Annotated in this window: 19 protein-coding genes, 4 tRNA genes and 1 riboswitch; of the genes, 15 read left to right on the top strand and 8 right to left on the bottom strand. The window is 61.5% G+C overall.

The features are described 5' to 3' along the window. Positions 1-25 precede the first annotated feature (25 nt). From ACP7EW_RS03685 to ACP7EW_RS03675, 3 genes are read right to left on the bottom strand one after another with little or no spacing between them, the layout of a single operon-like run. Positions 26-790, bottom strand: coding sequence for an ABC transporter ATP-binding protein (locus ACP7EW_RS03685; RefSeq protein ID WP_426215372.1), 765 nt, complete (start codon positions 788-790; stop codon positions 26-28). Further along, positions 787-1,791 carry a FecCD family ABC transporter permease gene (locus tag ACP7EW_RS03680; protein WP_426215370.1) on the bottom strand — a complete coding sequence of 335 codons (1,005 nt, stop codon included), beginning with the start codon at positions 1,789-1,791 and terminating at the stop codon, positions 787-789. The genes ACP7EW_RS03685 and ACP7EW_RS03680 overlap by 4 nt, the downstream gene beginning before the upstream one ends. Continuing rightward, positions 1,788-2,798: an ABC transporter substrate-binding protein gene (locus tag ACP7EW_RS03675; RefSeq protein ID WP_426215368.1), complete on the bottom strand. Its 1,011-nt coding sequence runs from the start codon at positions 2,796-2,798 to the stop codon at positions 1,788-1,790. The genes ACP7EW_RS03680 and ACP7EW_RS03675 overlap by 4 nt, the downstream gene beginning before the upstream one ends. 107 nt (positions 2,799-2,905) lie before the next feature. Then, positions 2,906-3,100: riboswitch (cobalamin riboswitch) on the bottom strand. A gap of 103 nt (positions 3,101-3,203) precedes the next feature. Between ACP7EW_RS03675 and ACP7EW_RS03670 the strand changes: the two genes are divergently transcribed. Then, positions 3,204-3,647, top strand: coding sequence for a hypothetical protein (locus tag ACP7EW_RS03670; protein WP_426215366.1), 444 nt, complete (start codon positions 3,204-3,206; stop codon positions 3,645-3,647). A gap of 9 nt (positions 3,648-3,656) precedes the next feature. Here ACP7EW_RS03670 and ACP7EW_RS03665 read toward each other — a convergent pair whose 3' ends face one another. Further along, a complete protein-coding gene (locus ACP7EW_RS03665) occupies positions 3,657-4,583 on the bottom strand; it encodes a DNA/RNA non-specific endonuclease (protein WP_426215364.1) in 927 nt (308 codons plus the stop codon). A 128-nt stretch (positions 4,584-4,711) separates the two neighbouring features. Here ACP7EW_RS03665 and ACP7EW_RS03660 point away from each other — a divergent pair, with 128 nt between their 5' ends. Together ACP7EW_RS03660 and ACP7EW_RS03655 are read left to right on the top strand one after the other, a co-directional pair. Further along, positions 4,712-5,776 (top strand): M4 family metallopeptidase, encoded by a 1,065-nt coding sequence (locus tag ACP7EW_RS03660; protein WP_426215362.1) that lies wholly within the window; start codon positions 4,712-4,714, stop codon positions 5,774-5,776. A 14-nt stretch (positions 5,777-5,790) separates the two neighbouring features. Then, positions 5,791-6,096, top strand: coding sequence for a protealysin inhibitor emfourin (locus ACP7EW_RS03655; protein ID WP_426215360.1), 306 nt, complete (start codon positions 5,791-5,793; stop codon positions 6,094-6,096). A gap of 3 nt (positions 6,097-6,099) precedes the next feature. Here the strand turns inward: ACP7EW_RS03655 and ACP7EW_RS03650 are convergent, their stop codons facing one another. Beyond that, on the bottom strand, positions 6,100-7,299 hold the full coding sequence (locus tag ACP7EW_RS03650) for an MFS transporter (RefSeq protein ID WP_426215359.1): 1,200 nt from the start codon (positions 7,297-7,299) through the stop codon (positions 6,100-6,102). 109 nt (positions 7,300-7,408) lie between these two features. Here ACP7EW_RS03650 and ACP7EW_RS03645 point away from each other — a divergent pair, with 109 nt between their 5' ends. Continuing rightward, complete coding sequence (locus ACP7EW_RS03645) at positions 7,409-8,317, top strand: LysR substrate-binding domain-containing protein (protein ID WP_426215357.1); 909 nt, start codon at positions 7,409-7,411, stop codon at positions 8,315-8,317. Between the two features lie 31 nt (positions 8,318-8,348). Here the strand turns inward: ACP7EW_RS03645 and ACP7EW_RS03640 are convergent, their stop codons facing one another. After that, positions 8,349-9,731, bottom strand: coding sequence for an aldehyde dehydrogenase family protein (locus ACP7EW_RS03640; protein ID WP_426215355.1), 1,383 nt, complete (start codon positions 9,729-9,731; stop codon positions 8,349-8,351). A 104-nt stretch (positions 9,732-9,835) separates the two neighbouring features. Here ACP7EW_RS03640 and ptrR point away from each other — a divergent pair, with 104 nt between their 5' ends. Next, a complete protein-coding gene (gene ptrR / locus ACP7EW_RS03635) occupies positions 9,836-10,711 on the top strand; it encodes a putrescine utilization regulator PtrR (protein ID WP_426215353.1) in 876 nt (291 codons plus the stop codon). Here the strand turns inward: ptrR and ACP7EW_RS03630 are convergent. After that, positions 10,708-10,917, bottom strand: coding sequence for a hypothetical protein (locus tag ACP7EW_RS03630; protein WP_038845570.1), 210 nt, complete (start codon positions 10,915-10,917; stop codon positions 10,708-10,710). The two genes, ptrR and ACP7EW_RS03630, sit on opposite strands and share 4 nt — an antisense overlap. A 100-nt stretch (positions 10,918-11,017) precedes the next feature. Beyond that, entirely contained in the window at positions 11,018-12,214 is a 1,197-nt protein-coding gene (locus ACP7EW_RS03625) for an amino acid aminotransferase (RefSeq protein ID WP_426215350.1), read from the bottom strand. A 343-nt stretch (positions 12,215-12,557) separates the two neighbouring features. On the opposite strand from ACP7EW_RS03625, the gene uvrB reads away from it, so the two are divergent. From uvrB to ACP7EW_RS03575, 10 genes are all read left to right on the top strand, one after another. Then, entirely contained in the window at positions 12,558-14,573 is a 2,016-nt protein-coding gene (uvrB, locus tag ACP7EW_RS03620; protein WP_010209048.1) for an excinuclease ABC subunit UvrB, read from the top strand. Positions 14,574-14,654: 81 nt separating this feature from the next. After that, positions 14,655-16,136 carry a glutamate--tRNA ligase gene (gltX, locus tag ACP7EW_RS03615; protein WP_015884987.1) on the top strand — a complete coding sequence of 494 codons (1,482 nt, stop codon included), beginning with the start codon at positions 14,655-14,657 and terminating at the stop codon, positions 16,134-16,136. Between the two features lie 147 nt (positions 16,137-16,283). After that, a tRNA-Ala gene (locus ACP7EW_RS03610) sits at positions 16,284-16,359 on the top strand. A gap of 78 nt (positions 16,360-16,437) precedes the next feature. Next, positions 16,438-16,513, top strand: a tRNA-Glu gene (locus ACP7EW_RS03605). Positions 16,514-16,563: 50 nt separating this feature from the next. After that, a tRNA-Ala gene (locus tag ACP7EW_RS03600) sits at positions 16,564-16,639 on the top strand. Positions 16,640-16,716: 77 nt separating this feature from the next. Then, a tRNA-Glu gene (locus ACP7EW_RS03595) sits at positions 16,717-16,792 on the top strand. 182 nt (positions 16,793-16,974) lie between these two features. After that, entirely contained in the window at positions 16,975-17,514 is a 540-nt protein-coding gene (locus ACP7EW_RS03590) for a TetR/AcrR family transcriptional regulator (RefSeq protein ID WP_010209050.1), read from the top strand. Positions 17,515-17,529: 15 nt separating this feature from the next. Beyond that, complete coding sequence (locus tag ACP7EW_RS03585) at positions 17,530-18,363, top strand: alpha/beta hydrolase (RefSeq protein WP_426216378.1); 834 nt, start codon at positions 17,530-17,532, stop codon at positions 18,361-18,363. A gap of 39 nt (positions 18,364-18,402) precedes the next feature. Beyond that, the gene (locus ACP7EW_RS03580; protein WP_033901813.1) at positions 18,403-18,837 is read left to right on the top strand and encodes an acyl-CoA thioesterase; all 435 of its coding nucleotides are present in this window, start codon (positions 18,403-18,405) and stop codon (positions 18,835-18,837) included. A 55-nt stretch (positions 18,838-18,892) separates the two neighbouring features. Next, positions 18,893-19,870, top strand: a complete 978-nt coding sequence (locus tag ACP7EW_RS03575) for a tRNA dihydrouridine synthase (RefSeq protein WP_426215348.1) — start codon at positions 18,893-18,895, stop codon at positions 19,868-19,870. Positions 19,871-20,092: the final 222 nt, after the last annotated feature.

Below are 20,092 nucleotides of genomic sequence, written 5' to 3'. Positions count from 1 at the left end.
CGGCTTCTACAGTGGGATATATTGATCAGTTTGGGCGTAGCCGCAATATCTGCGCCCCATCAAACGGGTCTGTGAGGTAATGCGCCTGCACCCCAAACGTCTCCTGCAAACGCTGCGGCGTCAACACCTCAAGTGGTTTGCCCAACGCCACCAACCGCCCGTGATCCAGCACCGCCAGCCGATCACAGGTCAACGCCTGATTCAGATCATGCAGGGCAATCAAGGTGGTGACGGGCAACCCTTGCACCCCCTTCAAAATGCCCAGCTGATGCTGGATATCCAGGTGATTGGTCGGTTCATCCAGCAACAGGATCTGCGGCCGCTGCGCCAACGCACGGGCGATGTGCACGCGTTGGCGCTCACCGCCCGAGAGGCTGCGCCAGACGCGATGGCTCAGGTGGGTGGCGTCGACGTCGTGCAGGGCCTGGTTGACGATGACGTCGTCTTCATTCGACCACGGGCTCAGCGCCGACAACCACGGTGTGCGGCCCAGCGCCACGGCGTCGAACACGCGGATGGCGTCGTCGGTGTCGGCCTGCTGTTCCACCACCGCCAGTTGTTGCGCGATGGCGCGGCGCGACAGCTTGCCCAGGCGCTGGCCGCCCAGCAGCACTTCGCCGGACGCTGGGGTGCGCAGCCCGGCGAGCAACTTGAGCAAGGTGGATTTGCCGGAGCCGTTCGGCCCGACGATACCGAGGGTTTCGCCCGGCTGAACGTCCAGATGAATGTCGCTCAGCAACTGCGCTTCACGCACCTTGAAGCCCAACCCCGTGCAGCTTAAAACCGTCATCGCGCATTCCTCCGACCAATGAGGATCAGCGCAAACACCGGCGCACCGACCAGCGCCGTGACCACACCGACCGGAATCACCTGGCCCTTGATCAAGGTGCGCGACAGCACATCCGCCGCAATCAAAAACAACGCGCCACCCAACGCACTGGCCGGCAGCAAGCGCGAATGCCCGGTGCCAAGCAACAGGCGCACGGCGTGGGGAATCACCAGCCCCACAAACCCGATGGAGCCGACAATCGACACCATCACCGCCGTCACCAACGCCGCGCAGCCCACCAGCACAAACTGCACCCGGCGCACCGGAATGCCGAGGGACGCCGCCGAGTCGCTGCCGAAGGTAAACGCATCCAGGGCGCGACGGTGCCACAGGCACACCGCCAAGCCTGCAACCGCCACCGGCACCGCCAGCCACACCGAAGGCCAGCGCACGCCACTGAGGTTACCGAGCAACCAGAACATGATGCCGCGTGCCTGCTCGGAACTGGCGGATTTGGTGATCAGGAACGCGGTGAGCGCATTGAACAGCTGCGACCCGGCGATGCCCGCCAGGATGATCTGGCCGGTGCCGCGGGCCGAACCGCTGGCGCGCGCGAGCAGGATCACCAGCGCAAACGCGGCCATGGCGCCGACAAACGCGCCCGCCGACAACGAGATCAAACCGCCGCCCACGCCCATCAACGCCACCAGCACCGCGCCGGTCGAGGCGCCGGCGCTGATGCCCAACAGGTACGGATCGGCCAGCGGGTTGCGCAACAGCGATTGCAATATCACGCCGCAGGTCGCCAGCCCAGCACCACACGCGGCGGCGACCAGGGCGCGGGTGAGGCGGTAGTTCCACACCACGCCTTCGTCGATCGGGTCGAGCACATAACCGGCCGCCCACAGTTTATTGGCGAGGACTTGGAGTACCACCTGCGGCGAGATGGCGGTTTCGCCGATGGCCACGCCAGCCAATACAGCAGCCAGCAGCAGGGCCAGGGCGAGTAGGGTTCGGATCATTTGGACAGGTCGTAGCCGTCGATGGCCGTGGCCAGTTGTTCAAGCCCGTCGAACGTACGGATGCTGGCTTGCAGCGCCAGCGCGTCGAGGATGATGATGCGGTTGTTTTTCACCGCGTCCATGTTGCGGGTCACCGGGTCGCTGCGCAGGAAGGCGAGTTTCTTTTCATGGTCGTCGGCGGGGTAGCGTCGACGGTCCATGCGCGCGATCACCAGCACGGTCGGGTTGGCCTTGGCGAGGGTTTCCCAGCCGACGGCGGGCCACTCTTCGTCCGACTGCACGACGTTATGCAAACCGAGGGTTTCCAGCATGAATTGCGGAATGCCCTTGTGGCCGGCCACATAAGGGTCGCTGGCCATCTCGGAACTGGAGAACCACACCAACGCGCTGGCTTGCTTGAGACCTTTGCTTTGCACGGTGGCGACTGATTTGGCCAGGCGCGCCTTGAGTTCGTCGTTCAACTGTTGGCCACGCGCCTGCACGTCGAAGATCTCGGCGAGTTGGCTGATGCTTTTATAGATCGTCTCGATGCGGAACGGCTCCAGCCGCGTGCCGTCGGCGCCCACCAGGTTGTCCTTGCCTTCGCAGTCGGAGGGCAGCAGGTAGGTGGGGATCTTCAGTTCATGGAATTGCTCGCGGGTGCCGACCACGCCTTGCGGCCCGACCACCCATTCCAGCTCGGCGGCCACCAGCTGCGGGCGCTTGGCGATCACGGCTTCGAAGCTAGGTTCATTGTTGGCCAGGCGTTCGATGCTGTCGTTCTGCGCCTTGTACTGCGGCAACACGTTGTTGAACCACAGCGAAGTGCCGACTACTTTGTCGCCCACGCCCAAGGCGTAGAGCATCTCGGTGGCGGCCTGCCCGATGGTCACGCTGCGGGCCGGGGCTTGCTGGAAGGTTAGGGTGCTGCCGCAGTTTTCCACGGTCAGCGGGTAGTGGGTGGGCGCGGCTTGGGCCAGGGCACAGAACCCCAGGCCGGTAAGCAGGGCGGTAACGCGTGGCAGCATGGGGCAATCTCCGAGTGAAGCGTGCGTGCCGTTCGGAAATACACCCTTGAACGCTGCAATAGGATAGAGGCAGGCAAGAATGTCCTTCCCGGACACCCCGCCGGTTAGTCATTGAGCTTGGGCCGGCAGGTCTCCTGACTGATGCGTCGTCGCCAAGCTCCGGCCTTCCCGGACAAGGTCCAGTGGCATCAGGGAGCAGGCTCAGCACCTACAGTTGCGGGGGCAGTTCCGATTGACGCGGGTGTACCGCGCTTCGGATTCCCTATTAGTCCCGTTTGGGAACCGGCGCGGTATGGTAGTCGATCGCGCGGTTGAACGGGAGGTCGTGAACTCAACGGTAGCTCTCTGGCGGTGAGGCTCCTATGATGCGCAGCCCATGGATCGCTTTATCACAAGGAATACACCGTGAAATCATTTGTCGCGCTCCTCCTTATCGCCACCCTTGCCGGTTGTGCCACTCAGGGTAAATCTGAAAAGCAGATTCTCGACGAGGCCTCCACCGCCTATGTCAAGTCGATGCCCGCGGACTCAGACAAGCTGCGCTTGCACACGATGAGCATCCCCAAAAGCGGTATGTTCGGCGACACCCTGGCGATTTCCCTGGCCGGTGACCAAAACGCGGCCAGCCTCAGGAGCGAATTGCTGAATACCAAGCGCTTGGGCGATGTGTTCTTCTTGATCATGGGGGCCGGCACGCCGGTCGACGTGGCCGTGATCGGCAAAGCCGTCGAAGGGCAGGACTTGAAGGGTTTGCAGATCTACTACTCGGGCACCGACGCACAGAAAGAGCAGGTGCGTGCGGCGGTTGAGAAGTCGCAGGCGCAGTTTCATTACATCAATGCGCAATGAGGGCGAGGGTCATAGGCGAATGTCTTCAGGCCCCTGTATCAGCGCTTCAATCCGCGTGCCGGTGGCGCGCTCTTCGTTGCTGAAGCCGTCGTAGTCGGCCAGGTTGCCGAAGCGTAGCCCGGTCAGGCGCTCTATCTGGATCACACTGCGCTGGTAGGTCCTGAGCTGGCCGAACACCAGGTCGAGCTGGCCCAGTTCGCGGCTCTGGTCAATCATGTAGGCAGTCGCGCTAGGCTTGCCGTTGTCGCTGAGGTAGGCGACCACTTTCCAGAACGCCTTGGGGATCTGCACGCCTCGGTACACTCGGTCGTCGTCGGCGAACACCGGGCCGGTAAACACCGTGGCGCGGGCTTTCCAGCGTTGGGTGTTATCGAGGATGTAGTCTTCGAGCTCCAGCCAGGTCTTCTGGTTGAACCCGCTCATCTGCGGCGAGCAGTTGGTGAAATGGAAGGTGTCGAGGTTGGCGGTTTGCGCCTCGTCGCCCCAGTTGGGGTCTTGTCGGCGGACCAGGTGGCCGCGATCCAGGCCATTGCTGGCATACAGCGCTTCGCCCACCTGCGCATCGATGGGTAAGCGGCCGTCATAGGCCCAGGCGTCGTTGCTGCGAATGATGTCGACGTGCTGACCACCATCGATGTTGACGCCCACATACAGCGCAAGCCGCTTGGCGCGTGACATCGTGATCGAAAAGTGCGTGTAGTCCAGGCGCTTCTGTGCATCCCCCGCCAAGGCCTCTTCCACCGTGGGCCAGGGCACCCCGAAGCTGCCGAGAAAGTCCTCGGCGTAGCCGCGCCGGCCCTTCAAGTCTTTGGCGGGGGTGACGCGTGGCGTCGCCGCCCGTGCCTCCAACAACGTGGGGCTTGGCGCGATCAACGGGCTCAGGTCAGCGAGCCTGGGGCGGTATGCAAGGTCGATTTTGGTTTTACGTGCTGGCATCGGTCAGTCCTCCTTGGATAAACACGACTGCAACATAGGTTAATGACAATTGATGATATGCGTTAACCCCTGGGGACTATCCTGAATCGATGACCCGAACGTTTTCACCTGCCAGCTGGAGCCAGCCCATGTGTGTTCGTCAGCCGCACCGCCATCCGATTTTCTGCCTGATCCCGCCCTATATGCTCGACCAGATCGCGCGCAACGGCGACAAAGCGCAACGTGAGGTCGCCTTGCGCACCCGCGCCAAAGACACAACCTTCCGCTCGTTGCGCATGGTCGCCGAACCTGCCAAAGGACCGGCGCACATGGCCCTGGCCATGGGCGCCGTTAAGCGCCGCTCGATCTACAGCGCCGAGGGCACCGACAGCCTGCCGGGCACGCTGGTGCGTGGTGAGGGGCAGCCCGCCAGCGGGGATGCCGCGGTGGATGAAGCCTACGAGGGCTTGGGCGCCACCTTCGATTTTTTCGACCAGGTCTTTGATCGCAACTCCATCGACGACGCCGGTATGGCGCTGGACGCCACGGTGCATTTTGGCCAGAACTACAACAATGCGTTCTGGAACTCGACCCAGATGGTGTTTGGCGATGGGGATGCGCAGTTGTTCAACCGCTTCACGGTGGCGCTTGACGTAATTGGCCATGAGTTGGCCCATGGCGTCACCGAGGACGAGGCCAAGCTGATGTATTTCAATCAGTCCGGAGCGTTGAACGAGTCACTGTCGGATGTGTTCGGCTCGCTCATCAAGCAGTATGCCTTGAAGCAAAGCGCGCAAGACGCTGATTGGCTGATCGGCAAAGGACTGTTCACCCAAAAGATCAAAGGCACCGCCCTGCGCTCGATGAAAGCCCCCGGCACGGCGTTTGACGACAAACTGCTGGGCAAGGACCCTCAGCCGGGGCACATGGATGATTTTGTGCACACCTACGAGGACAATGGCGGGGTGCATATCAATTCCGGTATCCCCAACCATGCGTTCTATCAGGTGGCGACCAAGCTCGGCGGGTTCGCCTGGGAGCGGGCCGGGCGTATCTGGTACGACGCGCTGCGGGATGCGCGGCTGCGGCCCAACTCGGGGTTCCTGCGCTTTGCGCGCATCACTTACGATGTTGCAGGCCGCCTCTACGGCGCGAACAAGGATGAACAGAAGGCGGTCAAGGACGGTTGGAAGGCGGTCGGCATTTCTGTCTGACGTGAGGAAAAGCCATGCAAATTTCGATCAAGGAAAACGGCGGCCCCGGTTATTTTCCGGGCTTGGCCACGCCACAGACGGTGGAGTTGGACGCGCTGCCGGAACAAGACCAGCAGGAACTGCGGCGGCTTGTCGAGGCGTGCGATTTCTTTCAATTGCCGCAAAGCCATGCACCTGCGCCCGGTAATCCGGGCCAGGTGCATTACACCCTGACGGTCAAGGAAGACGAGCGCGAGCACACGGTTTGCGTGCTCGCGCCGGTCAAATCGCAGGCGCTGGACGGGTTGGTGCAGTGCGTGCGTCGGCATGTCCGTTGCTGAGGTTCAGGTGGGAGCGTTCACCCTGGCTGCCAGCGACGCACCGAGGCTGTAGAGCAACCCGCCGGCGATAACGAACAGCGCGAGCATGTAGAACATGGTGTGGGCGGGGTGTGTCGCCAAGACCATCCCGCACAGCACCGGGCCCAGAGCCGCGCCAACGTTGCCCAGGTTTTGCGCAGCGTAGTACATGCCCCGCAGATGATCGGGGGCGATGATGTCGATGAACATGTACTCGGCAGGGAACACGATGATCTCTCCCAGCGTGAAGACCACCATGGATACCACCCAGAACATCAGCGAGGTGGACAAGCCGAACCCCGCCAGGCCGACGATAAACATGCCCAATCCACCTGCGAGCCACAGATTCAACTGCTGATGGGTGATTCGCTTGCCGATCACGTATTGCAGGCTGATCACCATCAGCGCGTTGGTGGCCACCACGCTGCTGATTATCCGGTAAGCCATTTCAGGTGTCGTGGTGACGATCAGATATTGCGAGAGGTAAGCGGTGAATTGGCCGAACACCACGGCACTGAGTGCTCCGCCCAGGGTAAAACACACCAGCCGGTAATCACTGAGCAGCACTTTGCCAACCGCCAGGAACGGCGCGCCGGGCTGGCTTGTGTCCACGGGCATTGCGTGCTTGTCACCCCACACGGCGTAAACGATAAAAAAACCGGTGCCCAGTATCGCCGACGCCAGGAAGGGCAGGCTGATGGCGAGCGCGGCCAATCCCGCGCCGAGAAAAGGGCCGACGGCGTAGCCGATGTTGGTCAGGGTGTATTTGATCGAAAATGCTTCACTGCGCGCATCGACAGGCAGTAGCCGGCCAAATCCTGATTTGACCGCGATATCAATGACGGCGTACGCCAGGTTGATCGCGACCAGGCAGGCGTAGAACACCCACAGGTCCCGTGCGGCAAACGCTCCGAGAAACCCGCAGGTGAACACTGCGCAGCAGCCCAGGATCAAGCGGTAACCTGGCTGGCTGTCCACCAGGAAACCGCCGTACAGGCTCAACAATGAGCCGAGGATCAGCGAACTGCCGATCACCAGGCCGATGTCGGCGACGCCCAATTCGAACTGGCTCGACAGGTAGATCACCAGATAGGGCAAGGTGATTGCCCTGGCGAGGGTCAACACCAGTGAAGCACTCAGAAGCAGATTGACGGTCAAGGGGTAGTTTTTCAGCGTGGTCAGCATCCGAGCCTCAGTACCGGTTCATTGGCCCTAGCTTACTGTTGAGTTGAATTCTGATTTAGGATGTTAATTACCAGCTTGGCTGACCTGAATTCACAAATGCGGGGCGTGCATGTTTTCTTCCGAACGCTTGAAAGGGATTGATGTGTTTGTATGTGTCGCGGACTACGGCAGCTTTACCGCCGCTGCCGAGAAAATGAGCCTGACTGCCTCGGCCATCAGCAAAAGCATCGCGCGGCTCGAAACGCGCCTGGGCGCTCGACTGTTCCTGCGCACAACGCGGCGCTTGTCCCTCACCGAGGCCGGCGTGGCGTTTTACCGTACCTGTACGGGGGTGCTGGCTGACCTGGAGGAGGCCGAGCTGTCGCTGCGCGCGGAGCAAAGCGAGCCGCGTGGACGTGTGCGCATTGATCTGCCCAATGTGTTTGGACGCGTGCGGGTGTTGCCGGTGCTGCTGCCTTTGCTGCAGGCTTTTCCGTCCTTGGTGCCGCACATTTCCTTCAGCGACGGGTTAGTGGACCCGTTCAAGGAGGGGGTGGATCTGGTGGTGCGTGTCGGTGACGCGCAGGGCTGGCCAGAAACGATCGAACAGCGTGTGCTCGCGCACGAATGGCATACGTTGTGTGCCTCGCCGGATTACTTGGCGAACCATGGCACCCCGACGTGCGAGCGTGAGCTTGAACGGCATCAGTGCCTCGCCTACGGTTGGGTGGACGGACGCGTCAGCCCCTGGAACTTCGCCGGTGAACAGGGCGCTGCACGGCGCTGGCAGATGGCGCCGCACCTGGTGATCGGCAATGGCGATGGCTTGATGCAGGCTGCGTTGGCCGGTTGTGGGATCGTGCAACTGCCGTCGTGGGTGGTCCGGCCATCGCTGGAGGAAGGCAAGCTGGTTGAGGTGCTGCCGCAGCTGGCCACCGAGGGGGCTGCGATCAGGCTGGCCTGGGTCAGGAATCGCCAGGCGTTGCCCAAGGTCAGTGTGGTGCTGGAAGCCTTGGTGGCGGGGCTGGGGGGGCGATAGCCACGACCCGTGCCCGCGCCACCCCTGCGTGTTACTTGCGGTCCAGCCACACCGTCTGCGCGTTGCAGAATTCCCGCACGCCAAAGTGCGACAGCTCGCGGCCGAAACCACTCTTTTTCACCCCACCAAACGCCACCCGTGGGTCGGAAACGCTGAAGGCGTTGACGAAGATGCCGCCGGTTTCCAGCTGGTTGGCGATGTCGCGCGCCTTGGCCGGGTCGGTGGTGAAGATGCTCGCCGTGAGGCCGAACTCGCTGTCATTCGCCAGGGCCACCGCATGGTCGGCGTCGCGGGCGGTGATGATCGAAGCGACCGGGCCGAACAGTTCCTGTTTGAACGAGGTCATCTGGTCGGTGACGCCTGCCAGTACGGTCGGCTCGTAGTAGTTACCGGCGCCGGGTACTTTATTGCCGCCCAGCAGCAGGGTCGCGCCTTCTTCCAGGGTGGCCTGGACCTGGCCGTGCAACTCGTCGCGCAGGTCGAAGCGCGCCATCGGGCCGATGTAGGTGGTGGCTGACGTCGGGTCGCCCATCACCAAGGCACGGCTGGCCTCCAGGAACTTGGCGGTGAAGGCTTCTACCACGCCTTCCTCGATGATCAGGCGTTTGGCGGCGGCGCAGACTTGGCCGCTGTTCTGGAAGCGCCCGATCAGTGCGGCTTGCACGGCGGCGTCGAGGTCGGCGTCGTTGAGCACGATGAACGGGTCGGAACCGCCCAGTTCCAACACGCATTTTTTCAGTGCAGCGCCAGCCTGAGAGCCGATGGCGATGCCGGCACGCACGCTGCCGGTGAGGGTGACGGCGGCGATGCGCGGGTCGGCGATGGCTTTGGACACGCCGTCGTTGGTCACGTTGACCACTTCAAACAGGCCATCGGCGAAACCGGCCTTCTGGAACGCCAGCTGGATCAGATAGGCGCTGCCCATCACGTTCGGCGCATGTTTGAGTACGTAGGTGTTGCCGGCCAGCATCGTCGGCACCGCACCGCGCAGCACTTGCCACACCGGGAAGTTCCACGGCATCACGGCGAAGATCGGGCCCAACGGGCGGTATTCGATCTGCGCGCTGCCGTTGTCCACCAGGGTCGGTTCCGGGGCGAGCATGGCCGGGCCATGGGCGGCGTACCATTCGCTGAGTTGCGCGCATTTTTCGATTTCGGCACGGGCCTGGGCGATGGGTTTGCCCATTTCCAGGGTGATCATCTGCGCCATGTCTTCGGCTTGTTCGCGCAGGGCGCTGGCCAGGCTCAGCAGCAACTCTGCGCGCTGGCTGACGGGCTGGCGGCGCCAGGCGCGGAAGGCGAGGGTGGAGCGGTCGAGGGCGGCGTCCAGTTGCTGCGCGGTTTCATACGGGTAGCTGCCGACCGTTTCGCCGTTGGCCGGGTTGATCGAGAGGGCGTGGGTAGTCGCGTTCATGGCACCGTCCTGCTGAGGGAATTAAGTTGGGTTCAGCCTACGGGGCTATCTCTTTTCTGGAAACTGAATAATATTAAGCAATACGTTCACGATTGGAGAATGATTTGGACTTGGTGCAGCTCGAAATCTTCAAGGCCGTTGCCGAGCAAGGCAGCATCAGCGCCGCCGCGCAGTTGATTCATCGGGTGCCGTCGAACCTGACGACGCGCATCAAGCAACTGGAGCAGGACCTCGGTGTGGAGTTGTTCATCCGCGAGAAAAGCCGCCTGCGGCTGTCACCGGCCGGTTGGAACTTCCTCGGTTATGCGCGGCGCATTCTTGACCTGGTGCAGGAAGCCCGCGCAACCGTGGCGGGGGAGGAGCCCCAAGGCGCGTTTGCCCTGGGTTCGCTGGAAAGCACGGCGGCGGTGCGTATCCCGGCACTGCTGGCGGCGTACAACCAGAAACACACCAAGGTCGAGCTGGACCTGAGTACCGGGCCTTCGGGCACCATGATCGAAGGCGTATTGTCCGGGCGTTTGACGGCTGCGTTTGTCGACGGACCGGTGCTGCATTCCACCCTGGAAGGCGTGGCGGTGTTTGAAGAGGAGATGGTGGTGATTGCGCCATTGCATCACTCACCCATCAAGCGCGGCCAGGATGTGAATGGCGAGAACATCTACACCTTTCGTTCCAACTGTTCGTACCGGCACCACTTTGAGCGCTGGTTTTCACAGGACGGCGCGGTGCCGGGCAAGATCTTCGAGATCGAGTCCTACCACGGCATGCTCGCCTGCGTCAGCGCCGGCGCGGGCCTGGCGCTGATGCCACGCAGCATGCTCGACAGCATGCCGGGGTCGACGGCGGTGAGCGTGTGGCCGTTGACGGACAACTTCCGGATCCTGCACACCTGGCTGATCTGGCGGCGAGGGACGGTGTCGCAGAGTTTGAACAGTTTTGTGAAGTTGTTAGAGGAGCAGGGGGCGATTCGTGCGACTTAGCCGCCCAATTGCAGGGTGCCCATCGCCAGCTTCGCCATCAGTGCGGTCGCACCCAATTGCACCAGCCACAGCGCCAGGCCGCCGAGGAACACACCCAGTGCCACTTGCAGCACCAGGCTTTTCTGGCGCTTGGGTTGCGGTGCGCGTGGGGCGTAGTCATGCAGTTCGTCGCGGTCGGCGCGCAGGTCCAGGTCGTCGTTTCTCATAGCATTCTCACAGCAAAGGGGCGGTCAAGGTTCAGTCTAGGGGCTGGAGACGAAAAAGGGGAAGCCATCGGCTTCCCCTTCTGGTGCAACAGCTGCAGGTTTACAGCACCTGAACGATTGCCTTTGTGACTGCATCAATGTTCGACTGGTTCAACGCCGCCACACAGATACGGCCAGTGTCGAGGGCGTAGATGCCGAACTCGCTGCGCAAGCGGGTGACTTGCTCAACGGTCAGGCCGGAGTAGGAGAACATCCCACGCTGGCGGCCGACGAAGCTGAAGTCGTGGCCGGGAGCAGCCTTGGCCAGTTCGGCCACCATCTGCTCGCGCATGCCACGGATGCGCAGGCGCATTTCGGCCAGTTCGGCTTCCCACTGGGCGCGCAGTTCAGGGTTGTTCAGTACCGCTGCAACGACCGCCGCGCCGTGGGTCGGCGGGTTGGAGTAGTTGGTGCGGATCACGCGTTTGACCTGGGACAGGATGCGCGCGCTTTCTTCCTTGGAGTCGCCGACGATGGACAGTGCGCCCACACGTTCGCCGTACAGGGAGAACGACTTGGAGAACGAGCTGGACACAAAGAAGGTCAGGCCCGATTCAGCGAACAGGCGCACGGCGGCAGCGTCTTCGTGGATGCCGTCGCCAAAGCCCTGGTAGGCCATGTCGAGGAACGGCACCAGGTTCTTGGCCTTGATCACGTCCAGCACGTTCTGCCAGTCGGTCGGGCTCAGGTCGACGCCGGTCGGGTTGTGGCAGCACGCGTGCAGCACCACGATGGACTGGGCCGGCAGGGCGTTGAGGTCTTCGAGCAGGCCGGCACGGTTCACGTCGTGGGTGGCGGCGTCGTAGTAACGGTAGTTCTGCACCGGAAAACCGGCGGTTTCGAACAGGGCGCGGTGGTTTTCCCAGCTCGGGTCGCTGATGGCGACGACGGCGTTTGGCAGCAGCTGCTTGAGGAAGTCAGCACCCAGCTTCAGCGCGCCAGTGCCGCCTACCGCTTGCACGGTGGTGACGCGGCCAGCGTTCAGCAGTGGCGACTCAGCGCCGAACAGCAGGGTTTGCACGGCCTTATCGTAAGCCGCGATGCCGTCGATTGGCAAGTAGCCACGGGCGGCGTGTTGCGCCACGCGAATGGCTTCCGCTTCGGCAACGGCACGCAAGAGTGGAATCTTCCCCTCCTCGTTGCAGTAAACGCCCACGCCAAGGTTGACCTTGGTGGTTCGTGTATCGGCGTTGAATGCTTCGTTGAGGCCCAGGATTGGATCGCGTGGTGCCATTTCGACAGCGGAGAACAGGCTCATTTTTGCGGCAGCTCTATGGGGGGTAGGAGGGACGTGTCGCGCTCCAGCCGAATGCACTAGAGCGGTGCACAAACGGGGAGTTAGTATAGAGACCATCACCGCCTGAGGCGACAGCCGAAACGGCTTTTCGGCCAAGTTTTTCGGTTTATTTGCTGACCGTTAGTCTTATTGCAACATTGATCGGTAAAGGCGTGTAGGACGATTGCCTTGAAACCCGTCACATTCGCCACCACTTCTACAGCTATCATGGTTTTTTCCTGCAACCTGCGATGATTATTCGCGGGTTGCTGAGCTATTTCGTCCCTGGCGGTTTTGAGTCTGGGGTGACTTCACGAGGTACGTTATGTCGGATTTCCAGCTCGTCACCCGCTTTGAACCCGCCGGCGATCAACCGGAAGCCATTCGCCAGATGGTCGAAGGCATCGAAGCCGGGTTGGCGCATCAGACCCTGCTCGGGGTGACCGGGTCGGGCAAGACCTTCAGCATCGCCAACGTCATTGCGCAGATCAACCGGCCCACCCTGGTGCTGGCGCCGAACAAGACCCTGGCGGCGCAGCTCTACGGCGAGTTCAAGGCGTTCTTCCCGAACAACGCGGTGGAGTACTTCGTTTCCTACTACGACTACTACCAGCCCGAAGCCTACGTGCCGTCCTCCGATACCTTTATCGAGAAGGATGCGTCGATCAACGACCACATCGAGCAGATGCGGCTGTCGGCGACCAAGGCCTTGCTGGAGCGCAAGGACGCGATCATCGTCACCACCGTGTCGTGCATCTACGGCCTGGGCAGCCCGGAAACCTATCTGAAGATGGTGCTGCACGTCGATCGCGGCGACAAACTCGACCAACGCGAGCTGTTGCGCCGCCTGACCAGCCTGCAATACACCCGCAACGACATGGACTTTGCCCGTGCCACCTTCCGCGTGCGTGGCGATGTGATCGACATCTACCCGGCGGAATCCGACCTGGAAGCGATCCGCATCGAGCTGTTCGACGACGAAGTCGAGAGCCTGTCGGCCTTTGACCCGTTGACCGGCGAGGTGATCCGCAAGCTGCCGCGCTTCACCTTCTATCCGAAAAGCCACTATGTGACGCCGCGTGAAACCCTGATGGGCGCCATTGAGGGCATCAAAGTCGAGTTGGCCGAGCGCCTGGAGTACCTGCGTTCCAACAACAAGCTGGTGGAAGCCCAGCGCCTGGAGCAGCGTACCCGCTTCGATCTGGAGATGATCCTGGAGCTGGGCTACTGCAATGGCATCGAAAACTACTCGCGCTACTTGTCGGGCCGTGAATCCGGCGCGCCGCCGCCGACGCTTTACGATTACCTGCCGCCTGACGCGCTGCTGGTGATCGACGAGTCCCACGTCAGCGTGCCGCAAGTGGGGGCGATGTATAAGGGCGACCGTTCGCGTAAAGAAACCCTGGTGGAATACGGTTTCCGCCTGCCCTCGGCCCTGGATAACCGGCCGATGCGCTTTGATGAGTGGGAGGCCATCAGCCCGCAGACTATCTTTGTGTCCGCCACGCCGGGCAACTATGAGGCCGAGCATGCCGGCCGCGTGATCGAGCAACTAGTGCGGCCGACTGGTTTGGTCGACCCGGAAATCGAAATCCGCCCGGCGCTGACCCAGGTCGACGACTTGCTCTCGGAAATCACCAAGCGTGTGGCCCTGGAAGAGCGGGTGCTGGTCACCACGCTGACCAAGCGCATGTCCGAAGACTTGACCGACTACCTGGCCGATCACGGCGTGCGTGTGCGCTACCTGCACTCGGACATTGACACCGTGGAACGCGTGGAGATCATCCGCGACCTGCGCCTGGGCACCTTTGATGTGCTGGTGGGCATCAACCTGCTGCGTGAAGGCCTAGACATGCCGGAAGTGTCGCTGGTGGCGATTCTCGATGCGGACAAAGAGGGCTTTTTGCGCTCTGAACGCTCGTTGATCCAGACCATCGGGCGTGCGGCACGGAACCTCAATGGCCGGGCGATTCTCTACGCGGACCGCATTACCGGTTCCATGGAACGGGCGATTGGTGAGACCCAGCGCCGTCGCGACAAGCAGATTGCGTTCAACCTGGAAAATGGCATCACGCCCAAGGGCGTGTTCAAGGACGTTGCCGACATCATGGAAGGCGCCACCGTGCCGGGCTCGCGCAGCAAGAAGCGCAAAGGCATGGCCAAGGCAGCCGAGGAAAGCGCCAAGTACGAGAACGAATTGCGCTCGCCGAGTGAGATCACCAAGCGCATCCGCCAGTTGGAAGAGAAGATGTACCAGTTGGCGCGGGACCTGGAGTTCGAGGCGGCGGCGCAGACGCGGGACGAGATTGGCAAGTTGCGGGAGCGCCTGCTGGCGGTGTGAGGCTGGAGCCCGGGTGCTCCGGGCTGTTACCATTCGCCCCTTGTTTCAATTTTCAGTTTTATCGCCCATTCGAGACCTGCCATGACCACCGTCCGCACGCGCATCGCGCCATCGCCCACTGGGGATCCCCACGTCGGCACTGCTTACATCGCCTTGTTCAACTACTGCTTTGCCAAGCAGCACGGCGGTGAATTCATCCTGCGGATCGAAGACACCGATCAACTGCGTTCCACCCGCGAGTCGGAACAGCAGATTTTCGATGCCCTGCGCTGGTTGGGCATTACCTGGGCCGAAGGCCCGGACGTCGGCGGCCCGCACGGCCCGTATCGCCAGAGCGAGCGCAGCGACATCTACAAGCAGTACACCCAGCAACTGGTCGACATGGGCCATGCCTTCCCGTGCTTCTGCACAGCAGAAGAACTGGACCAGATGCGCGCCGAGCAACAGGCCCGTGGCGAAACTCCACGCTACGACGGCCGCGCGTTGCTGTTGTCGAAAGAAGAAGTGGCCCAGCGCCTGGCCGCCGGCGAGCCTCACGTGATCCGCATGAAGGTGCCGAGCGAAGGCGTCTGCGTGGTGCCGGACATGCTGCGCGGTGACGTCGAGATCCCGTGGGACCGCATGGACATGCAAGTGCTGATGAAGACCGACGGCCTGCCGACGTACTTCCTGGCCAACGTGGTCGACGACCACCTGATGGGCATCACCCACGTGCTGCGCGGCGAAGAGTGGTTGCCATCGGCGCCGAAACTGATCCTGCTCTACGAGTACTTTGGCTGGGAACAGCCGCAGCTGTGCTACATGCCGCTGCTGCGTAACCCGGACAAGAGCAAGCTGTCCAAGCGCAAGAACCCGACCTCGGTGACGTTCTACGAGCGCATGGGCTTTATGCCGGAAGCAATGCTCAACTACCTGGGCCGCATGGGCTGGTCGATGCCGGACGAGCGCGAGAAGTTCTCGTTGCAGGAAATGGTCGACAATTTTGATCTGTCCCGTGTGTCGCTCGGCGGGCCGATCTTCGACATCGAGAAACTGTCGTGGCTCAACGGCCAGTGGCTGCGTGACCTGCCGGTGGAAGAATTCGCCAGCCGTGTGCAGCAGTGGGCACTGAACCCCGAATACATGATGAAGATCGCGCCGCTGGTGCAGGGCAGGGTGGAGACCTTCAGCCAGGTCGCACCGTTGGCCAGTTTCTTCTTTGCCGGGGGCGTTAATCCGGATCCTAAGCTGTTCGAGTCGAAGAAACTCTCCGGTGACCAGGTTCGCCAGCTGATGCAGTTGATCCTGTGGAAGCTGGAAAGCCTGCGCCAGTGGGAGAAAGATGCGATCACCGCGACGATCCAGGCGGTGGTGGAATCCCTGGAACTGAAATTGCGCGATGCCATGCCGTTGATGTTTGCCGCGATCACCGGGCAGGCCAGTTCGGTGTCGGTGCTGGATGCGATGGAAATCCTCGGCCCGGACCTGACCCGTTTCCGTCTGCGCCAAGCCCTTGATTTGCTTGGTGGTGTGTCGAAGAAAGAAAACAAAGAGTGGGAAAAGCTGCTGGGCGCTATCGCTTAAGCACGCGGTTGAAACGTCGAAACCCCGGTTTTCCGGGGTTTCGACGGTAAGTGATTGTTATCCCGGCAAAAAATTTTGGAAAATGTTGAAAATAAATTTGACACACTTCCAAAGCGCCATTAAGATTCGCCCCGTCCTCACCGATGAGGGGCTATAGCTCAGCTGGGAGAGCGCTTGCATGGCATGCAAGAGGTCAACGGTTCGATCCCGTTTAGCTCCACCAATTTACAGGTTCAAGGTCTGGCCACACCGTCCTTGAATCGATCAGTTCTCAGCGCTGATCAGTTGTACAGAAGGTTTTGTCCCCTTCGTCTAGTGGCCTAGGACACCGCCCTTTCACGGCGGTAACAGGGGTTCGAGTCCCCTAGGGGACGCCAGTTTCAACAAGCAGTTCGCAAGGCCTGCTGCGTCGCGAGACGAAAAATACGGGGCTATAGCTCAGCTGGGAGAGCGCTTGCATGGCATGCAAGAGGTCAACGGTTCGATCCCGTTTAGCTCCACCAATTTACAGTTCCAAGGTTCCGGCCACACCGTCCTTGGATCGATCAGTCTCAGCCTGATCAGTGTACAGAAGGTTTGTGTCCCCTTCGTCTAGTGGCCTAGGACACCGCCCTTTCACGGCGGTAACAGGGGTTCGAGTCCCCTAGGGGACGCCACGATTACCCGCTCTGCGGGATTTTTAAGGGTCATTCAATTATTGAATGGCCCTTTTGTTTGTCTGGCGTTTGGCCAAATCTCTCTTTAATCCCCTTCTTCTCTTCTGACCAGCGGTCACGCCTGTGGCTTGTCAAATATTATTATGGTAATAATATTCAACCCATGAACATCGGAGGCAATGATGAGCGATAAAAAAGCGCAAACCCGCGAACGCATTCTGCAGGCCGCCAGCGCCGCGTTGATCCAGCGCGGCCCGGCCGAACCGAGTGTGGGTGAGGTCATGGGCGCGGCGGGGCTGACCGTCGGTGGTTTCTACGCGCACTTCGAAAGCAAGGACGCACTGATGCTGGAGGCCTTCACTCAGCTCCTGGCCAAGCGTCGTGCGTCGATTGATGACATGGACGCCCAGTTGACCGGAGAGGAGCGCAGAAGCCTGGTGGCGGCGTTCTACCTGTCGCGCAAGCACCGTGACTCAACCGCCCAGGCCTGCCCGATCCCGGCGACCGTCGGTGAGATGAGCCGCCTGCCGGATGAGTTCCGCCAAGCGCTGAACGAGCATTGCGAGCTGATGGCCGCGCAACTCGCCGCCAGCCCTGAAGACACCGACAAAGCCCTGGCGGACATGGCGCTGATGATCGGTGGCCTGGCCTTGGCCCGCGCCTTGGGGCCGGGTGAGTTGTCTGACCGTGTGCTGCGCGCCGCCAAGTCGGCCGTGCGCTAGAAGAGGGCTGTCATGATGGGCACGTTAACCTGGATTCGTCGCTTCAACGGCACCCTGGGGCACCTGGCGCCGCAAACGGTGGCCAACAAGATGCGCCGCGCCTTCATGACACCCCGCGACCTGCCGCCGCGTGACTGGGAGCTGCCGCTGCTGGCGCTGTCGGAGCGTATCACCTTGCGCTTCGGTCTGTCCGCCTTGCGCTGGGGCCAGGGGCCTGCGGTGTTGTTGATGCACGGTTGGGAAGGGCGGCCCACTCAATTCGCCAGCCTGATCACGGCATTGGTCGACAACGGTTACTCGGTGATTGCCCTCGACGGTCCCGCCCATGGCCGTTCGCCAGGGCGTGAAGCCCATGTGCTGCTGTTTGCCCGTGCCATGCTCGAAGCCGCTGCCGAGTTGCCGCCGCTGCATGCGGTGATCGGTCATTCCATGGGGGGTGCCAGTGCGATGCTGGCGGTGCAGTTGGGCTTGCGCACCGAGGCGTTAGTGAGCATTGCCGCACCGTCACGCTTTCTGGATGTGTTGCGGGGCTTCACCAAAATGGTCGGTTTGCCGGCGCGGGCACGCTCGGCGTTCATCCAAGAGGTTGAGCAAACCTTTGGCATGCCGCTTAAGCATCTGGATGTGGCCCATTACCAGATGAATATCCCTGGCCTGATCGTGCACGCCGAAGACGATACGTTCGTCCCGGTCAAAGCCTCTCAAGCTATTCACGAAGTCTGGTTTGACAGCCGTCTGCTGCGCCTGGAGCAGGGCGGTCACCAGAAAGTGCTGGCCGATCCGCGCGTGATCGACGCTGTGTTGGTGCTGCTGGCCGGCCGTCGTCTACAGGCGCGGCAAACGGCCTGATACACTGCCCCGGATACGTTAATCGACCGGGAGCAAGGCATGGGCTGGGATTTGGCAACGCCGTTTATCATCGATCTGCAGGTGGCCCCTGAAGATATCGACGGCCTGGGGCACGCCAACAACGCGGTGTATGTGTCCTGGCTGGAGCGCTGCGCCTGGCGTCATTCCCAGCGGCTGGGCCTGGACCTGACCGAGTATCGCCGCCTAGACCGTGCCATGGCAGTGGTGCGCCATGAGATCGACTACCTGGCCGCCGGCTACGAAGGCGATGAACTGCAACTGGCCACCTGGATCGTCGACTGGGACCAGCGCCTGAAGATGACCCGGCGCTTTCAGCTGGTCCGCCCGCGTGATGGTGCGACCCTGCTGCGTGCGCAAACCACCTTTGTCTGCATCGAACTGTCCACCGGCAAGCCCAAGCGCATGCCTGCAGAATTTCTCGACGGTTATGGCCCCGCCCTGACAGGGGGTTAACGGTTGCTGTGGGAAACCCAGTAAACTGCGCCACGATTTTTGTTGAGTGTTTTCCATGCAAATTGCTTTGGCGCCCATGGAGGGGTTGGTCGACAACATCCTGCGGGACGTGCTCACCCGTGTCGGCGGTATTGACTGGTGCGTGACCGAGTTCATCCGCGTCAACGACCGCCTGCTTACCCCCGCGTATTTCCATAAACTCGCCCCGGAACTGCTGCACGGCGCCCATACCGCCGCCGGTGTGCCGCTGCGCGTGCAATTGCTCGGCTCCGACCCGGTGTGCCTGGCGGAAAACGCCGCCTTGGCGTGTGAGCTGGGCTCACAGGTCATCGACCTGAATTTCGGCTGCCCGGCCAAGACCGTCAACAAGTCCCGTGGCGGGGCAGTGCTGCTCAAGGAGCCGGAGCTGCTCAACCAGATCGTCGAGCACGTGCGCCGTGCCGTGCCGGCGCACATTCCGGTCACCGCCAAGATGCGCCTGGGTTTCGACAGCCCGGACGGCGCCTTGGTCTGTGCCACGGCCCTGGCCGAAGGCGGCGCGGCACATATCGTGGTGCATGCGCGGACCAAGACTGACGGCTACAAACCGCCCGCTCACTGGGAGTGGATCCCGCGCGTACAAGACGTGGTCAAGGTACCGGTGTTCGCCAATGGTGATATCTGGAGCGTTGAAGACTGGAAGCGCTGCCGCGAAGTCAGCGGCGCCGAAGATATCATGCTGGGCCGAGGCCTGGTCGCGCGTCCGGACCTGGCGCGGCAGATTGCTGCGGCGCGGGCAGGCGAGGAAGTGATCGAGATGACCTGGGCCGAGATGCAACCCATGCTTCAGGATTTCTGGACCCAGTCGGTGGCGCAACTGACCGAGCGTCAGGCGCCGGGGCGTTTGAAGCAATGGCTGGCTATGCTCACCCGCAATTACCCTGAGGCGGTGGAGTTGTTTACGCTGATGCGTAGGGAAACCGACCTGGAGCAGGTCGGGCGATTGCTGGGGATGCCCAGTCAGCGTGAACAATCGGTTGCGCTGCAAGATTAGGTTTACATATATAAGTGTTTCAACCATTGCGATAGAGGGCACCGAAAGGTGCCTTTTTTTTGTCTGAAAAGTACGTTTGGCGTCATTGTCTACCACCTGGAGTAGGTTTCAGTCGCTGTATTGCTAAAGCGGGTGAAGTGTTATTTCGAGATATATGCAAGTGTCTGTGAGTGTTTGAGTTTGACTGCAACTAAGTTTTAATTTCCTGTCATTTTTTGGTGT

Origin of the sequence: Pseudomonas sp. DWRC2-2 (assembly GCF_049897885.1) — a bacterium.
Lineage (GTDB): Bacteria > Pseudomonadota > Gammaproteobacteria > Pseudomonadales > Pseudomonadaceae > Aquipseudomonas > Aquipseudomonas azotoformans_A.
Note: the sequence above shows the minus strand (reverse complement) of the source record. Positions and strands in the feature narration are given on the sequence as shown.

Excerpts from the sequence above, each read along its gene's own strand:
- ACP7EW_RS03685 (WP_426215372.1), bottom strand. The coding sequence starts at position 790 with ATGACGGTTTTAAGCTGCACGGGGTTGGGCTTCAAGGTGCGTGAAGCG.
- ACP7EW_RS03680 (WP_426215370.1), bottom strand. The coding sequence starts at position 1,791 with ATGATCCGAACCCTACTCGCCCTGGCCCTGCTGCTGGCTGCTGTATTG.
- ACP7EW_RS03675 (WP_426215368.1), bottom strand. The coding sequence starts at position 2,798 with ATGCTGCCACGCGTTACCGCCCTGCTTACCGGCCTGGGGTTCTGTGCC.
- ACP7EW_RS03665 (WP_426215364.1), bottom strand. The coding sequence starts at position 4,583 with ATGCCAGCACGTAAAACCAAAATCGACCTTGCATACCGCCCCAGGCTC.
- ACP7EW_RS03660 (WP_426215362.1), top strand. The coding sequence starts at position 4,712 with ATGTGTGTTCGTCAGCCGCACCGCCATCCGATTTTCTGCCTGATCCCG.
- ACP7EW_RS03655 (WP_426215360.1), top strand. The coding sequence starts at position 5,791 with ATGCAAATTTCGATCAAGGAAAACGGCGGCCCCGGTTATTTTCCGGGC.
- ACP7EW_RS03650 (WP_426215359.1), bottom strand. The coding sequence starts at position 7,299 with ATGCTGACCACGCTGAAAAACTACCCCTTGACCGTCAATCTGCTTCTG.
- ACP7EW_RS03645 (WP_426215357.1), top strand. The coding sequence starts at position 7,409 with ATGTTTTCTTCCGAACGCTTGAAAGGGATTGATGTGTTTGTATGTGTC.
- ACP7EW_RS03640 (WP_426215355.1), bottom strand. The coding sequence starts at position 9,731 with ATGAACGCGACTACCCACGCCCTCTCGATCAACCCGGCCAACGGCGAA.
- ACP7EW_RS03630 (WP_038845570.1), bottom strand. The coding sequence starts at position 10,917 with ATGAGAAACGACGACCTGGACCTGCGCGCCGACCGCGACGAACTGCAT.
- ACP7EW_RS03625 (WP_426215350.1), bottom strand. The coding sequence starts at position 12,214 with ATGAGCCTGTTCTCCGCTGTCGAAATGGCACCACGCGATCCAATCCTG.
- uvrB (WP_010209048.1), top strand. The coding sequence starts at position 12,558 with ATGTCGGATTTCCAGCTCGTCACCCGCTTTGAACCCGCCGGCGATCAA.
- gltX (WP_015884987.1), top strand. The coding sequence starts at position 14,655 with ATGACCACCGTCCGCACGCGCATCGCGCCATCGCCCACTGGGGATCCC.
- ACP7EW_RS03590 (WP_010209050.1), top strand. The coding sequence starts at position 16,975 with ATGAGCGATAAAAAAGCGCAAACCCGCGAACGCATTCTGCAGGCCGCC.
- ACP7EW_RS03585 (WP_426216378.1), top strand. The coding sequence starts at position 17,530 with ATGGGCACGTTAACCTGGATTCGTCGCTTCAACGGCACCCTGGGGCAC.
- ACP7EW_RS03580 (WP_033901813.1), top strand. The coding sequence starts at position 18,403 with ATGGGCTGGGATTTGGCAACGCCGTTTATCATCGATCTGCAGGTGGCC.
- ACP7EW_RS03575 (WP_426215348.1), top strand. The coding sequence starts at position 18,893 with ATGCAAATTGCTTTGGCGCCCATGGAGGGGTTGGTCGACAACATCCTG.